This window comes from Streptomyces sp. NPDC017202 (assembly GCF_044331705.1).
Lineage (GTDB): Bacteria > Actinomycetota > Actinomycetes > Streptomycetales > Streptomycetaceae > Streptomyces.
This window is the reverse complement of the sequence record NZ_JBIRNP010000010.1, coordinates 26761-40909: the sequence shown is the minus strand read 5'-3', so window position 1 is coordinate 40909 and position 14149 is coordinate 26761. Positions and strand designations below refer to the sequence as shown.

The 14149-nt window shown below is 71.4% G+C and carries 14 protein-coding genes and 1 pseudogene; 7 read left to right on the top strand and 8 right to left on the bottom strand.

Annotated features, from left to right (window positions below):
* Positions 1 to 458: 458 nt before the first annotated feature.
* Positions 459 to 2492 (bottom strand): thioredoxin domain-containing protein, encoded by a 2034-nt coding sequence (locus ACH4N1_RS20435; protein WP_398098841.1) that lies wholly within the window; start codon positions 2490 to 2492, stop codon positions 459 to 461.
* Between the two features lie 255 nt (positions 2493 to 2747).
* Between ACH4N1_RS20435 and ACH4N1_RS20430 the strand changes: the two genes are divergently transcribed.
* Positions 2748 to 3314, top strand: a complete 567-nt coding sequence (locus tag ACH4N1_RS20430; RefSeq protein ID WP_398098840.1) for a Uma2 family endonuclease — start codon at positions 2748 to 2750, stop codon at positions 3312 to 3314.
* A gap of 419 nt (positions 3315 to 3733) precedes the next feature.
* Here the strand turns inward: ACH4N1_RS20430 and ACH4N1_RS20425 are convergent.
* From ACH4N1_RS20425 to mca, 3 genes and pseudogenes are all read right to left on the bottom strand, one after another.
* A pseudogene (locus tag ACH4N1_RS20425) lies at positions 3734 to 3850 on the bottom strand (DUF255 domain-containing protein); the annotation flags it as partial.
* A 363-nt stretch (positions 3851 to 4213) separates the two neighbouring features.
* Positions 4214 to 4459 carry a hypothetical protein gene (locus tag ACH4N1_RS20420; RefSeq protein WP_398098838.1) on the bottom strand — a complete coding sequence of 82 codons (246 nt, stop codon included), beginning with the start codon at positions 4457 to 4459 and terminating at the stop codon, positions 4214 to 4216.
* Complete coding sequence (mca, locus tag ACH4N1_RS20415; RefSeq protein ID WP_398098836.1) at positions 4452 to 5333, bottom strand: mycothiol conjugate amidase Mca; 882 nt, start codon at positions 5331 to 5333, stop codon at positions 4452 to 4454. Before mca ends, ACH4N1_RS20420 begins: the two co-directional genes overlap by 8 nt.
* 160 nt (positions 5334 to 5493) lie before the next feature.
* Between mca and ACH4N1_RS20410 the strand changes: the two genes are divergently transcribed.
* The 3 genes from ACH4N1_RS20410 to ACH4N1_RS20400 all read left to right on the top strand — a co-directional run bounded on the left by ACH4N1_RS20410 (position 5494) and on the right by ACH4N1_RS20400 (position 7288).
* Entirely contained in the window at positions 5494 to 5892 is a 399-nt protein-coding gene (locus tag ACH4N1_RS20410; protein ID WP_398098835.1) for a DUF4307 domain-containing protein, read from the top strand.
* 170 nt (positions 5893 to 6062) lie between these two features.
* Positions 6063 to 6563 (top strand): transcription elongation factor GreA, encoded by a 501-nt coding sequence (greA, locus tag ACH4N1_RS20405; protein ID WP_398098833.1) that lies wholly within the window; start codon positions 6063 to 6065, stop codon positions 6561 to 6563.
* Between the two features lie 353 nt (positions 6564 to 6916).
* Positions 6917 to 7288, top strand: coding sequence for a hypothetical protein (locus tag ACH4N1_RS20400; protein ID WP_398098831.1), 372 nt, complete (start codon positions 6917 to 6919; stop codon positions 7286 to 7288).
* A gap of 556 nt (positions 7289 to 7844) precedes the next feature.
* On the opposite strand, the gene ACH4N1_RS20395 is transcribed toward ACH4N1_RS20400, so the two are convergent.
* The 3 genes from ACH4N1_RS20395 to ilvA form a co-directional block, all read right to left on the bottom strand.
* Positions 7845 to 8639: an ABC transporter permease gene (locus ACH4N1_RS20395; protein WP_398099170.1), complete on the bottom strand. Its 795-nt coding sequence runs from the start codon at positions 8637 to 8639 to the stop codon at positions 7845 to 7847.
* Positions 8640 to 8772: 133 nt separating this feature from the next.
* Positions 8773 to 9771, bottom strand: a complete 999-nt coding sequence (locus ACH4N1_RS20390; RefSeq protein WP_398098829.1) for an ATP-binding cassette domain-containing protein — start codon at positions 9769 to 9771, stop codon at positions 8773 to 8775.
* A gap of 284 nt (positions 9772 to 10055) precedes the next feature.
* Positions 10056 to 11285: a threonine ammonia-lyase gene (gene ilvA, locus ACH4N1_RS20385; protein ID WP_398098827.1), complete on the bottom strand. Its 1230-nt coding sequence runs from the start codon at positions 11283 to 11285 to the stop codon at positions 10056 to 10058.
* 163 nt (positions 11286 to 11448) lie between these two features.
* Here ilvA and ACH4N1_RS20380 point away from each other — a divergent pair, with 163 nt between their 5' ends.
* From ACH4N1_RS20380 to ACH4N1_RS20370, 3 genes are all read left to right on the top strand, one after another.
* Positions 11449 to 11955: a MarR family winged helix-turn-helix transcriptional regulator gene (locus ACH4N1_RS20380; RefSeq protein WP_398098825.1), complete on the top strand. Its 507-nt coding sequence runs from the start codon at positions 11449 to 11451 to the stop codon at positions 11953 to 11955.
* Positions 11956 to 12097: 142 nt separating this feature from the next.
* On the top strand, positions 12098 to 12601 hold the full coding sequence (locus ACH4N1_RS20375; RefSeq protein ID WP_398098823.1) for a sigma factor-like helix-turn-helix DNA-binding protein: 504 nt from the start codon (positions 12098 to 12100) through the stop codon (positions 12599 to 12601).
* Positions 12598 to 12846 carry a hypothetical protein gene (locus ACH4N1_RS20370; protein WP_366062684.1) on the top strand — a complete coding sequence of 83 codons (249 nt, stop codon included), beginning with the start codon at positions 12598 to 12600 and terminating at the stop codon, positions 12844 to 12846. The genes ACH4N1_RS20375 and ACH4N1_RS20370 overlap by 4 nt, the downstream gene beginning before the upstream one ends.
* A gap of 22 nt (positions 12847 to 12868) precedes the next feature.
* On the opposite strand, the gene ACH4N1_RS20365 is transcribed toward ACH4N1_RS20370, so the two are convergent.
* Entirely contained in the window at positions 12869 to 14023 is a 1155-nt protein-coding gene (locus ACH4N1_RS20365; protein ID WP_398098822.1) for a cystathionine gamma-synthase, read from the bottom strand.
* Between the last annotated feature and the right edge of the window lie 126 nt (positions 14024 to 14149).

Here is a 14149-nt window from a genome sequence, read left to right as displayed (position 1 = left end):
CGACGGGGCCCGGCCACGGCTGAAGCGACGGGGCACGGCCCGGTCGGCCACCGGCTCGCCCCGGTCGGCCACCGGCCGGGCCCCGTCGCCGTGCGAAGTCGGGTCCCGGCGGCGTGCGAAGTCGGGTCCCGTAAACGTCCGAAGTCGGGCCCCGGCGGCCTCCGGGACCGGCGGTGACACGGCCCGCGACCGGCCGGGAGCGGGACCGTCACCTGCGCGGCTCCACCCCGGCCCGCTGAACCACCGGGCCGGGCCCCGTCGGCGGGCGGCCGGCGGCGGCCCGACCGGCGGGGGCGGGGAACAGGAACAACTGAAAGCCCGCGTTCGTCACGGCGGCGGCCCGGCCGACGGGGGGCGGGGCCACCGGGGGCGGGGCCGTCACCCGTGCCGCCCCGCCGCGGGGCGCGACCGGCTCCCGCCGCGCCGCCCCCGCTCCGCAACCGACGCCCCCCACCACCTCACGGGGTGAGCTTCGCGCGCAGCGCGTCCACCTCCGTCACCGGCAGATCGCACACGAACCCGCGGCAGACGTACGCCGTCGGCGCCCCGCCCACCAGCACCCGGTCGGCGAGCAGCGGAAACTCCTCGCTCCCCGGCGTGCCACAGGCGACCACCGCTCCCGGCGCGGTCGCCAGCAGCGCGGCACGATGCAGCTCGCGCGTGGCGGGATCGTCGGGCGAGGGCCCGACGACGGCCACCTCGCGCGGCCCGTCGAGCAGCGCCTCGGCGGCGGCCAGACCCCATCCGATGAACCGCGGCACCCGCGGCCCGAGCGCCTTCACGACCCCCAGCGCCTTCTCCGCCGCGGCGCGGTGCGCCTGCGACCCGGTGTGGGCGGCGTACGACAGCAGCGCCCCGGCGGCCGCCGACCACCCGGAGGGCACCGCGTTGTCGGTCGGGTCCTGCGGGCGCCGGATGAGCTGCTCGGCGTCCGACGCCGTGTCGTACAGGGCCCCCGACTCCGGGTCGGTGAAGCGCGCGAGCACGTGGTCGAGCAGGAACCCGGCGAAGTCCAGCCAGACCCCCTCGCCCGTCACCCCGGCCAGCGCGAGGAAGCCCTCGGCGACGTCGGCGTAGTCCTCCAGGACGCCCGCGTTGGCCCCGGCCCTGCCGTCCTTGCTGGTCCGGGTGAGCCGCGCCTGGTCGTCGAGGTGCAGCCGGACGAGGAGGTCGGCGGCGGCGACGGCCGCGTCCACCAGGTCGGGCCGGTCGAAGCAGGCGCCGGTCTCGGCGAGCGCGGCGACGGCGAGACCGTTCCAGGCGGCGACGACCTTGTCGTCCCTGCCGGGTGCGGGCCGCTCCGCCCGCGCGGCCAGCAGCCGCTCCTTCACCGACGCGATCTTCTCCGCGTCGAACACGCCTTCCCGCTGGGGCAGTTGCAGCACGGAGGCGCCCTCCTCGAAGGTGCCCTCGTCGGTCACCCCGAAGTGGGCGGCGGCCAGCGCCGCGTCCTCGGCGCCCAGGGCTTCGGTGAGCTGCTCGGGCGTCCAGACGTAGTACGCCCCCTCCACGTTCCGCCCGCTCCCGTCGTCGCTGTCGGCGTCCAGCGCGGAGGCGAACCCGCCCTCGGCGGTGCGCAGTTCCCGCACCATGAAGTCGGCGGTCTCCAGCGCGACCCGCCGGGCCTGCTCGGACCCGGTCGACCGCCACAGGTGGGCGTACACCCTGCACAGCAGCGCGTTGTCGTACAGCATCTTCTCGAAGTGCGGCACGGTCCAGTCCCGGTCGACGGAGTAGCGGGCGAAGCCGCCGCCGAGCTGGTCGTAGATCCCGCCGCGGGCCATCCGCTCACAGGTGTCCCGCGCCATCTGCAGGGCACCGTCGGCCCCGGTGCGCGCGTGGTGGCGCAGCAGGAACTCGATCACCATGGACGGCGGGAACTTCGGCGCCCCGCCGAACCCGCCGCGCTGCGGGTCGTACTCCCGGGTCAGGCCGAGCAGTGCCTGCGCCAGCTGCTGTTCGCCGGGCGCCAGGCTGTCCCCGTAGGAGATCTCGCGTCCGGCGAGGTCCCGCACGATCTTCCCGGCGACCTCGGCCACCTCGTCCCGCCGCTCGTCCCAGGCCTGCCGCACGCCCTCCAGCACCTGCCGGAAGGACGGCATGCCCTGCCGGGGCACGGGCGGGAAGTAGGTGCCGAAGTAGAACGGCTCGGCGTCCGGCGTGAGGAACACGGTCATGGGCCAGCCGCCCTGCCCGGTCGCGGCCTGCACGGCCTCCATGTAGACGGCGTCGACGTCGGGCCGCTCCTCACGGTCGACCTTGACGCTGACGAAGTGCTCGTTGAGGTGGTCGGCGGTGGCCTGGTCCTCGAAGGACTCGTGCGCCATGACGTGGCACCAGTGGCAGCTCGAGTACCCGACGCTGAGCAGCACCGGCACCCCCCGCCGGCGCGCCTCCTCGAACGCCTCCGCCGACCAGGGCCACCAGTCGACCGGGTTGTCGGCGTGCTGGAGCAGGTACGGGGACGTCTCATGGGCCAGTCGGTTCGCCATGGGGTCCATCCTGCCGCAGTGCCCTCAGCTCACCGGACAGCACACACAGGCCCACAGACCCGGCGGGTCAACACCTGACGGAGCCGAGCCACCACCGAGCCCGCGATCGGGCTTCCAGCATCGAAACCGAACCCCTACCGGGAACGGGCAGGTGAGACAGGGGTGCCTTCCGAAGCCGAGCGTCCCGGCGTCACCGGACAGTAGGCTGAGCCCAGCAGCGCCGGGACTGCCGATGCTCCTCGAAGGAGGTACACCATGGCCGCCGAGATGGTGGCGCCCGCGTGGATGCATTCGCAGATCAGCGCGGAGCAGTACGACTCCTGGTCCGAGGAGCAGTGTGCCGGCATCGAGATCGTGGACGGAATGGTCGTCGTGAGCCCGAGCGCGTCCAAGCGGCACAACCGGCTGGCCCGGATCCTGGCCAATGCCCTGGACGCCGCTGCGGGCCGGGACTGGAACGCGGACACGGACTTCGACGTCCGACTGCAGGACGTTCCGCTCACCAACCGCCGGCCGGACGTCATCGTCTACCGGGCGGAGACCATCGACCTCACGCCTACCCGACCCGAGCACGTACTCCTGGTCGTCGAAGTCGTGTCGCCCGGTTCGGAGACCACCGACCGGATCGTGAAGGTGGACCAGTACGCCAAGGCCGGAATCCCCTTCTACTGGCGGGTCGAACAGGCCGCCACCGGTGTTCCGATCGTCTACACCTACGTCCTCGATCCCGCCATCAGGGCTTACAGGGACGGCGAGATGTTCACCGGCACGGTGAAGGCCACCGCGCCTTTCTCCATCACCGTCGATCTCGGGGTCGTGTAAGGACGGAGAGGTCTCCCCGCTTTCGACAGCTGACCGGTAGTGTCCGGATAGTCGTTGTTCGCGGACCGATCGGAACATTCCCCACCTCCGGGCCGGATGCACCACCTGCGGATGCCATGCCGGCTCGTAAGCGATCGTTCAGCCGTGCCCGGTCAGGAACTGATCAAGGTCACGTTGGCGGAAGATCACACCAACCGGGGCAGCTACCTACGAAACTGACCCAGGTCCGGGCATCCGGTTTGCGGTTCATCGACGCGAACGGGCCACGACTGCCCCGCTTTGCCATCGACGCCACGAGCGCGCCAGTCGCAGGCCGGAAAGCCATGGCACTACAGGCAGGTACGAGCTGACATGTGCGACCACCAGCCGACCATTCATGCGCGCCACGACCATGAGGTCGAGCGATGTGTCGATCCCAGCACCCCCCGCCGGCGCGCCTCCTCGAACGCCTCCGCCGACCAGGGCCACCAGTCGACCGGGTTGTCGGCGTGCTGGAGCAGGTACGGGGACGTCTCATGGGCCAGCCGGTTCGCCATGGGGTCCATCCTGCCGCAGGCCCCTCCCGGAACGCGTCCGACGCCCTGCGCCGACCAGGCACCGCGGGTGCCCCACCGGTCACTGCCGACCGCCGCCGACCGCCGCCGACCGCGGCCGGCGCGGACCGGCACCGCCGTGGCTCCGGGGGTCGAGGACCGGGCCGCCGCGGCTCCGCGGGCTGGAGCTGTCGTGGCTCCGGGGGCGGGGGCTGTCCGTCGTGGCTCCGAGGACCGGAGCCGAAGCCAGGGCCGGGCCGCCGACGGGCGCGGCCCGCGGCCGCGCGGGTCGGCGCGGCGCAGGACGCCGGCACCGCTGCCCGCGCGGGCGGGCGGCGGTGCGGCGGTCCGCAGGTGCGGCCCGGCTCAGCCCTTGGCGGGCGTGGGCTTCTCCGTGGTGGTCTCGCCGGAGGCGTCCTCCGGGGTCTCCACGAAGTCGACCTTGCCCATGCGGCGGTTCATCGACTTCATCAGGCCCCAGACAGCGATCGCCATCGCCGCGAAGACGATGAAGCCGAGGACGCCGGGGGTGACCTTGTTCTCGTCGACCTCCTTGGCGAGGGGGACGAGGTGCGTCATTGCCAGGCTCACGCTTGCGCTCATGTCAGGCATTGTCGCGGATGCCCGCAAAGAGGTCGTCCTCGGGGAGGGAGGTGTCGACGCGCGACTTCGCCAGCTCGTACTCCTCGGTCGGCCAGACCTCCTTCTGGAGTTCCATCGGCACCCGGAACCAGCCCCCGTCGGGGTCGATCTGCGTGGCGTGCGCGATCAGCGCCTTGTCGCGGATCTCGAAGAAGTCGGCACACGGAACGTGCGTGGTCAGCGTGCGCTCGACCCGCTCGAACTCGCTCCAGCGCTTGAGCCAGTCCCCGTACGGCGACTCCAGGCCGCGGTCGAGCATGGCCTGGTGCAGCGCCTCGGTGCGCGGCCGGTTGAAGCCCTGGTTGTAGTAGAGCTTCAGCGGCCGGTACGCCGGCCCGAACTCGCTCTCCGGGTACTTCGCGGTGTCGTCCGCGCCTTCGAAGGCCACCATGGAGATCTTGTGGGTCATGATGTGGTCGGGGTGCGGGTAGCCGCCGTTCTCGTCGTAGGTGGTGATCACCTGGGGACGGAAGGAGCGGATCTGCTTCACCAGCTCACCGGCCGCCTTGTCGACGTCCTCGAGGGCGAAGCAGCCCTCGGGCAGCGGCGGCAGCGGGTCGCCCTCGGGCAGCCCGGAGTCGACGAAGCCGAGCCACTCCTGCTCGACCCCGAGGATCTCGCGGGCCTCGTCCATCTCCTTCTTGCGCACCTCGTGGATGTTCTCCTCGATGTAGGTGTCGCCCTGGAGCTTCGGATTGAGGATGGAGCCGCGCTCCCCGCCCGTGCAGGTCACGACCAGCACGTCCACCCCCTCGGACACGTACTTCGCCATGGTGGCCGCGCCCTTGCTCGACTCGTCGTCGGGGTGGGCGTGCACGGCCATCAGTCGCAGCTGGTCAGTCAAGACTCAAATCCTCAGTAAGTCGGCGCCCCCGTGGGACGGGGTGCGATCGGCGGCTTCTATAGTGACCGAATCGGGGGGCCAATAATTCCGTGGTCCTGCCCCGGCAGCCCACTTTCGGACCTTCGCCCGACCGGCCGGAGGCCTTGCCGAGAGGACGATCATGAGTACGGCGAGCACGCGACCGCCCGAGGGCCGTTACGGCCGTTCCTCGGACGAGCGTGCGGACCGCACGCTCAAGGTGGCCGGCGCCGTCCTGGGTGCGCTGCTGCTCGCGTTGATCGGCTACTTCGCCTATCACTACGTCGGCCAGAACAAGATCAGCGGCGAGATGATCACCTTCCAGGTCTCGGACGACTCGGTGCGGGTGCACCTCGAGGTCCGCAAGGACGCGGGGGTGAGCGGCTACTGCACGGTCCGCTCGCAGGCCGAGAACGGCGCCGAGGTGGGCCGCGCCGACTTCCGCTTCTCCGGCCCGGACACGCGGATCGACAAGGTGGTCACGCTCCGTACGACGTCCCGGGGCACCACGGCGGAATTGCTGGGTTGTCACGCGGACTGACCATCGCCGCAATACGCCGGTACTGACCTGCGTCGACGTAAGTCTTACGGCTTATGTCCTCCCCTTTGGGCCGCTGAATTGTTAGGCTCGTGGTTTCGCCCATCTGTGGAGGAACATGCTTCCAGGTAGGGCGATGCTTTGTTATTCCCAGTACCGACGAGGAGCACCCTGTGACCCAGACCAGCGAGAACGTCACCTGGCTGACCCAGGAGGCGTACAACAAGCTCAAGGACGAGCTTGAGCACCTTACTGGTCCTGCGCGCACCGAGATCGCCGCCAAGATCGCGGCCGCGCGCGAGGAGGGCGACCTGCGCGAGAACGGCGGGTACCACGCTGCCAAGGAGGAGCAGGGCAAGCAGGAACTCCGTATCCGCCAGCTCACCCAGCTCCTGGACAACGCCAAGGTGGGCGCCGCCCCGGTGTCCACGGACGGTGCGGTGGCGCCCGGCATGGTCGTGACGATCGCCTTCGACGGTGACGAGGACGACACGCTGTCCTTCCTGCTGGCCTCGCGCGAGTACGCGAGCTCCGACATCGAGACCTACTCGCCGCAGTCGCCGCTGGGCTCCGCCGTGCTCGACCACAAGGTCGGCGAGGACGCGGAGTACGAGCTGCCGAACGGCAAGAAGGCCTCCGTCCGCATCCTCAAGGCCGAGCCCTACAACGGCTGACCCCCCTTCCCGGACTTCCCGAACGAAGCCCCCCGGCGCTCCGTGACGCCGGGGGGCTTCGTCATGCCGTCGTCGGACGCGAGGCCCACACCGGGTGCCGCACGGCCCGTGCCACGGACGGCGATCGTCCGGAGTCGGCGAAGATCCATCGACAGTGCTCGGATCCATCGGCAGAACTCGCCGTCCACAGGGAGAACTGGCGCAAACACTCCTGCAAAGCAGTGGATCGGGATTTTCTCGCGCGCTAGCGTGCTCGCGACCACTCGGCATGATCACGCCGGGACCGAGGAGGCGGGCCACCCCACTCCACCCCGCGGATCATGCCCGTACCCAGGTGATTGTTGGAGGGGGAAATGAAGATCCTTCGCAAGTGCGCGCTCGTCGCATGTCTCGCGAGTGCCGGCGTGCTGGCGCTGACCGTTCCTGCCCAGGCCGCGTCCGGCACGGCCAAGGCCCCGTACAAGTCAGGGGCCAAGGTGATCGCGGCGGCGAACCTCAACGGACCGAATCCCGTAGGCACCCAGCTGTGCGTGTATCTCAACGCTCAGCACCCGTTCACCCCGGACGTCAATGTGGCGTCCAAGTGCAAGAAGATCAACGCCGGCACGGTCTCGGTCTCGGTCACGCCGAGTCAGTGCTCGAACTGGACCACGTGGGCGGTGGCGAAGTACAACGGCAGGATCATCTGGCAGGGGTCCTCGAAGTACAACTTCATCTGCCCCTGACGGCGGAGAACGAGGCGATGGGCCGGGGAGGACTCGGCTCGGGTTCCAGGGGTCGCCGCGACGCCCCGGTGCAAGGGGTGCGATGGACTTCGGGATCCGCGGGGTCCGGACGGTTCGGGGGCCGGTGAAGCCGAGCCGGGAGCGGGCGGCACCCTCCCGGCTCGTCCAGCGGGACCACAGCGACGCCGAGGCGTGATCGTCGGTGTCGGTGACCGCACGGGCCGGAAGTGGCACAACGGCCGCAGCGCTCACGGACGACGGACGGCGGCACCACCGATACGTGCGGTGGTGCCGCCGTCCGCGGCGTCCGGATACCCGCGCGAGGACGAGCCGGTCCACATCGCCGGCCGGCCGCGGGAGAGGGCCACCGTGCGGCGGGCGTCGCGGAATCGGGCCGCGGCCCGTCCACGGTCAGCCGGGGGATCCGCCGCAACCACCCCACGGGCACCCGCGGCCGGGACCGGGCGGTGCCCGGTCACCGGGAGGGCGATCTGATCGTCGACAGGGGGAAGTCCGCGATCAGGAGCCTGGTCGCACGTGCCACCGGTCCGGTCGGTCAAGCGTCCGCCCTGCGGTACTTGCGCACGGCCAGCGTGCGGAACACCACGATGATCAGTGCGGACCACAGCAGCGAGGCCCACACCGGGTGCTGCATGGGCCAGGCGTCCGGCACCGGATAACCCGCCGGGAGGTTCCCGAAGAGCTCACGGCAGGCCTGCACCGTGGCGCTGAACGGATTCCAGTTCGCGATGGTCTGCAAGAACGTGGGCATGTTCTCCGGCGGCACGAACGCGTTCGAGATGAACGTCAGCGGGAACAGCCAGATCAGTCCGCCGGAGGTGGCCGCCTCGGGAGTGCGTACGGACAGGCCGATCAGCGCGCCGATCCACGAAAACGCGTAACCGAGCAGGAGCAGCAGGCCGAATCCGGCCAGTACCTTGCCGAAGTTCTCGTGGGTGCGCCAGCCGACCAGGAGGGCGACGATCGCGACGACCACCAGAGTCAGAGCCGTCTGCATCAGGTCGGCGAGGGTACGGCCGGTCAGCACCGCGCCGCGCGCCATGGGCAGCGAGCGGAACCGGTCGATGAGGCCCTTGTGCATGTCGTCGGCGACGCCCGCGCCGGCTCCGGCGGTGGCGAAGGTGACGGTCTGCGCGAAGATGCCCGCCATCAAAAACTCTCGATATCCGGATGCGCTGAGACCCGCGCCCGGGACGCTGATCGAGCCGCCGAACACGTAGCTGAACAGCACCACGAACATGATCGGCTGGATCAGCCCGAAGATGACCACCTCGGGAATCCGGCTCATTCGGATCACGTTCCGCCGGGCGATGACCAGGGAATCGCTCATGCCGCTCACTCAGTCCGCTCCTTCCGAAAGCCGGGCCGGGTGTCCTCGCCGTCGGGCGCGTGCGGTCGCGGCCCTCCGGTGCCGACCGCCGGTCCACTCGGGTCCGCGTCTCGCGTCCACAGCGCGACACCGCTCATTTCCGGGCCACGGCATCCTTCTCGTCCTTCGCCTCGGCATCCTCCTCGGCCCTCGCCTCGGCCGCGTGTCCCGTCAGGGACAGGAAGACGTCGTCGAGGGTGGGGCGGCGCAGGCCGATGTCGTCGATCTCGATGCCGCGGATGTCCAGCTCCCGGATGACCTCGGCGAGGAGCTTGGCGCCGCCGGTGACGGGCACGGTGAGCCTGCGGGTGTGCTCCTCGACGGTGGTGTCGCCCTTGCCGAAGCCGGCCAGGACCTCGACCGCGGTCGGCATGTGCTCGCGGTCGTGCACCACGACCTCCACGCGCTCGCCGCCGGTGCGGGCCTTGAGCTGGTCGGAGGTGCCGCGGGCGATGACCTTGCCGTGGTCGACGACAGCGATGTCGTGCGCGAGGTGGTCGGCCTCCTCCAGGTACTGGGTGGTCAGCAGCAGTGTCGTGCCGCCGGAGACGAGGCGCTCGATCACCTCCCACAGCATCTGCCGGTTGCGCGGGTCGAGGCCGGTCGTGGGCTCGTCCATGAACATCACGGGCGGGGAGACCACGAGTGCGGCGGCCAGGTCGAGGCGGCGGCGCATGCCTCCGGAGTAGGTCTTCGTGACGCGGTCGGCGGCGTCCGCGAGGTCGAACTGGTCGAGCAGCTCGGCCGCCCGGGCCTTCGCGGCCCTCGCCCGCATCTGGTAGAGCTGCCCGACCATCTGGAGGTTCTCGCGCCCGGTCAGGTACTCGTCGACGGCGGCGAACTGGCCGGAGAGTCCTATCGAGCGCCGGACCTCGTGGGGATGCTCGAGCACGTCGAGTCCGGCGACCACGGCCCGGCCGCTGTCCGGGCGCAGGAGGGTGGTCAGGCAGCGGACCGCGGTGGTCTTGCCCGCGCCGTTCGGCCCGAGCAGGCCGAGGACGGTGCCCTCCGGGACGTCGAGGTCGACGCCGTCCAGAGCCCTTACGTCGCCGAAGGTCTTCACCAGGCCTTCGGCATGGATGGCGCCCGGCATGTGAGTCTCCACGTCGTTGGGGATTCTGCAGTTGGGGATTCCGTCGGTGGGGTTTCTCCGGAAAGACTAGTTTTGCGCGTTTCGTTCCGCTCGGCCGGGACGCGGCGAGCGCACCGGCGACATGGCGTGACTCACACCGTAACGCGATGTATCGCGTCTCTCAACGGGCTTACCCGAACGAGTGACAAGAGAGTTCCGGCCCGGCGGACGGCCTCGGCCGGCGCGCGGGACCGGCAGCGGGCAGCGGGCAGCGGGCAGCGGGCAGCGGGCAGCGGGCAGCGGCGTCAGTCTATGACGGTGTAACCGGCCTCGCGCAGGGCCTGGCCGACCTCGGCGCAGTGCACCGGCCCCTTCGTCTCCAGGTGCAGTTCCACCTCCGCCTCCGTGAGTCCGAGCCGCGGGTCGGTCCGTACGTGGCTCACGTCGAGGACGTTGGCGTCCATCGCCGACAGCACCCCGAGGAGCGTCGCGAGCGCGCCGGGCCGGTCCGTCAGCCGCAGCCGGACGGCCAGGTAGCGGCCCTGCGCGGACATGCCGTGCCGCAGGACGCGCTGCATCAGCAGCGGATCCACGTTGCCTCCGGAGAGCACCGCGACCACCGGCCCCTCGAAGGCGTCCGGCGCGCTCAGCAGCGCCGCCACCGGACTCGCCCCGGCCGGCTCGACGACCAGTTTGGCCCGCTCCAGACACAGCAGGAGGGCGGCCGCCAACGCGTCCTCCGACACCGTGCGCACCTCGTCCACCAGGTCGCCGACGATCCCGAAGGGCACGTCACCGGGCCGGCCGACCCTGATGCCGTCCGCCATCGTCGCCGGACTGCGCAACGACACCGGCCGGCCCGCCGCCAGCGAGGGCGGATACGCCGCCGCGCCCTCCGCCTGCACCCCCACGATCCGCACGTCGGGCCGCAGCGCCTTCACCGCCACCGCGATGCCCGCCGCGAGTCCCCCGCCCCCGATCCCGACGACGATCGTCCGCACCTCCGGGCACTGCTCGAGGATCTCCAGACCCACCGTGCCCTGCCCGGCGATCACGTCCGGGTGGTCGAAGGGGTGGATGAACACCGCGCCGGTCTCCGCCGCGTGCTTCTGCGCGGCCGTCAGCGTCTCGTCGACCACCTGCCCGTGCAGGCACACCCGCGCGCCGTACTCCCGGGTCGCGCTGATCTTGGGCAGCGGGGCGCTCGTCGGCATGAACACCGTGGACCGCACACCCAGCAGGGTGGAGGCCAGCGCGACACCCTGCGCGTGGTTGCCCGCACTCGCCGCGACGACCCCGGCCGCCCGCTCCTCCGGCAGCAGGCCGGCGATCCGGACGTACGCGCCGCGCAGCTTGAACGAACCCGTCCGCTGGAGGTTCTCGCACTTGAGGTGCACCGGCGCCCCGACGAGCTGGGACAGGTGCCTGCTGCCCTCCATCGCGGTCGTCCGCGCCACCCCCGACAGCATCTTCTGGGCGCCGCGCACATCGTCGAGAGTGACGGCCCGCAAGGAGTCAGCCGTGCCATAGCTCATGACACCAGCATCGCAGTTCACAGGCGGGAACGACCGCTGTGACCAACCACCGAGACCGGTTTCCGCAGCGCCGGTACGACCCGCCTCCGGGCCGCGTACCCTGTCCCCCAACCCAGCACCCCCTTCATGAAGTGAGCCCCCGGCCATGCCCACAACACCTGAAATGTCGATGGACATGACGACCGTCGGTGACACCGGTCTTCTGGACACGCTGCAGCACGAGGTCGCGCTCTTCGCACGCCGTGCCGAACAGACCCGGCTCGGCGGCGTCGGGCAGGTGCGCAACTCCATGGACCGCGCCGCCTACCTGCTGCTCAACCGCCTCGACAAGGAAGGCCCGATGGGCGTCAAGGCGCTCGCCGCGAGCATGGGCATCGACTCGTCGACCGTCACCCGGCAGGTGGCGCCGCTGGTGGACACCGGTCTGGTCAAGCGCACCTCGCACCCCGAGGACGGGCGGGCCGTGGTGCTCCAGCTGTCCCCGCGCGGGCTGTCCCGGCTGGACGAGGTGCGGTCCTCCAGACGTCAGCTGATGGCCGAGCTGACCGGGGACTGGAGCCCGGAGGAGCGCGAGGCGTTCTGCACGCTCCTCACCCGCTTCAACACCGCCCTGTCCACCCGGATGGCCTCCCCCGGTCTGTCGGGCACGGAGCCCGCACCGGCTTCCTGACCCCCGCGCGCGTCGCGCATCCCGCGCGTGCGCGGCTCTTGACCGACGGCCCGCCCCTGGCCTCATATGAGACCGGGTCCCCGTTCGCCACAGCCGGCCGGGATCCGTTCCCAGGGGGTCGCCGGCAGGCGGGAGGCGCACGGTGCGAGCACGGCATGCGGGCCGGGACGCCCGTCGGGCCAAGGATTTCGAGGCGTTCGTGGCGGGCGCGGGCGGGCGGCTGACGCAGACCGCCACCCTGCTCACCGGGGAACCGTCCGACGACAACCCGCGCGCGCGACGGCTGCTGACGCACGCCCTCGCGCACACCTACGCGTGCTGGGACCGGCTGCACAGCGAGGACCCCTACGACCACGCCCGCCGGCACCTCGCCGTCCGCTTCGCCGACACCGCCTGGCACCGGTACGCCGCCCTGGGCCGGCCCCGCCGGCACCTCACCGGCCCGCTGGCGGGCCTCACCCCGCGGGAACGCCTCATCCTGGTCCTCAGGCTCTACGAGGGCGTCGGCGAGGAACAGGTCGCGGCCCTCCTCGGGCTGCCCGCGGAACGCGTCCACGCCCTCTGCGACCGGGCGACGGCGACCGTCCTGCACCCGCCCCCGCCGCTCCCGCCCCGGCCCTCCGCCGCGAAGGCGACGCCGACGTGAACCGGCCCCAGCGGGAGGCCGCCGTGCGGCAGATCATGGAGCGGACGGTGCCCCGGCTGCCGCCCGAGCTGCACACGGACGCCGTCCGCCGCGGCAGCCGCATGCTCCGCCGCCGCACGCTCGCCCGGCGCCTGCTGTGGCTGCTGCTGTGGGCGGCGGCCGTCGCGTTCGCCGTCTGGGCGGCGGTGGCCGAGCCCTGGGTGGAGCCGCCGTCGGAGACGACCCCACCCCTGACCGGCTGGTGAAAGCCGGCCCGTGGCCGGGTGCCTAGCCGAGGGCCTGCTGGAGGTCCGCCAGGAGGTCCTCGACGTTCTCGATGCCGACCGAGACGCGCACCAGGTCGGCCGGGACCTCCAGGGCCGAACCGGCCGCGGACGCGTGCGTCATGCGTCCGGGGTGCTCGATCAGCGATTCCACGCCGCCGAGGGACTCGCCCAGCGTGAACACCTGGGCGCGGTTGCACACCTCGACCGCCGCCTCCTCGCCGCCCGCCACCCGGAACGACACCATGCCGCCGAACGCCCGCATCTGCTTGGCGGCGACCTCGTGACCGGGGTGGTCCGGCAGCCCCGGGTAGAGGACGTTCGTCACGCGCGCGTGCCGGGTGAGCATGTCGGCGACCTTGGTCGCGTTCTCGCTGTGCCGGTCCATGCGCACCGACAGCGTCTTCGTGCCCCGCAGCACCAGCCAGGAGTCGAAGGGCCCGGCGACCGCGCCCATCGCGTTCTGGTGGTACGCCAGTTCCTCGCCGAGTTCCCGGTCGCCCGTGATCAGCGCGCCGCCGACGACGTCCGAGTGGCCGCCCATGTACTTGGTCAGCGAGTGCACGACGACGTCCGCGCCGAGCGCCAGCGGCTGCTGGAGGTACGGCGTGGCGAAGGTGTTGTCGACGACGAGCCGGGCGCCCGCGTCCCGCGCCACCTGGGCGACGGCCGCGATGTCGGTGATGCCGAGCAGCGGGTTGGAGGGGGTCTCCACCCACACCGCCTTCGTCTTCGGGGTGATCGCGGCCCGTACGGCGGCCGGGTCGCTGGTGTCGGCCACCGACCACTCCACGCCCCACCGGGAGACGACCTTCGCGAACAGCCGGAAGGTGCCGCCGTACGCGTCGTTGGGGATCACCACGTGGTCGCCGGGGCTGAGCAGCGTACGCAACAGGCAGTCCTCGGCCGCCAGTCCGGAAGCGAACGCGAGACCCCGGACGCCGCCCTCCAGGGCGGCCAGGTTCTCCTCCAGGGCGGTCCTGGTCGGGTTGGCGCTACGGCTGTACTCGTAGCCGCCCCGCAGACCGCCGACGCCGTCCTGCTTGTAGGTCGAGACCTGGTAGATCGGCGGGACGACCGCGCCGGTGAGGGGATCGGCGGTGTTGCCCGCATGGATCGCGAGGGTCTCGAAGTGCTGACTGATGTGCCTGTCGCTCATGGGCACCGAGCGTAGTGCGCCGGGGGAGAAGGTGCGGGACGGCGGGGTGCCCGCCGCTCCACCGGGAGGTTTTCCACAGGCCGGCGGAGGAGGTTGGCCAATTGTCCGCGGCGTCTGGAACCCTTG

Bases quoted from the DNA above. Each gene is read 5' to 3' on its own strand.
- ACH4N1_RS20380 (WP_398098825.1), top strand. From the start codon at position 11,449: ATGTCGATGGACATGACGACCGTCGGTGACACCGGTCTTCTGGACACG.
- ACH4N1_RS20430 (WP_398098840.1), top strand. From the start codon at position 2,748: ATGGCCGCCGAGATGGTGGCGCCCGCGTGGATGCATTCGCAGATCAGC.
- ACH4N1_RS20390 (WP_398098829.1), bottom strand. From the start codon at position 9,771: ATGCCGGGCGCCATCCATGCCGAAGGCCTGGTGAAGACCTTCGGCGAC.
- ACH4N1_RS20365 (WP_398098822.1), bottom strand. From the start codon at position 14,023: ATGAGCGACAGGCACATCAGTCAGCACTTCGAGACCCTCGCGATCCAT.
- ilvA (WP_398098827.1), bottom strand. From the start codon at position 11,285: ATGAGCTATGGCACGGCTGACTCCTTGCGGGCCGTCACTCTCGACGAT.
- ACH4N1_RS20410 (WP_398098835.1), top strand. From the start codon at position 5,494: ATGAGTACGGCGAGCACGCGACCGCCCGAGGGCCGTTACGGCCGTTCC.
- ACH4N1_RS20435 (WP_398098841.1), bottom strand. From the start codon at position 2,492: ATGGCGAACCGACTGGCCCATGAGACGTCCCCGTACCTGCTCCAGCAC.
- ACH4N1_RS20400 (WP_398098831.1), top strand. From the start codon at position 6,917: ATGAAGATCCTTCGCAAGTGCGCGCTCGTCGCATGTCTCGCGAGTGCC.
- ACH4N1_RS20420 (WP_398098838.1), bottom strand. From the start codon at position 4,459: ATGCCTGACATGAGCGCAAGCGTGAGCCTGGCAATGACGCACCTCGTC.
- ACH4N1_RS20395 (WP_398099170.1), bottom strand. From the start codon at position 8,639: ATGAGCGATTCCCTGGTCATCGCCCGGCGGAACGTGATCCGAATGAGC.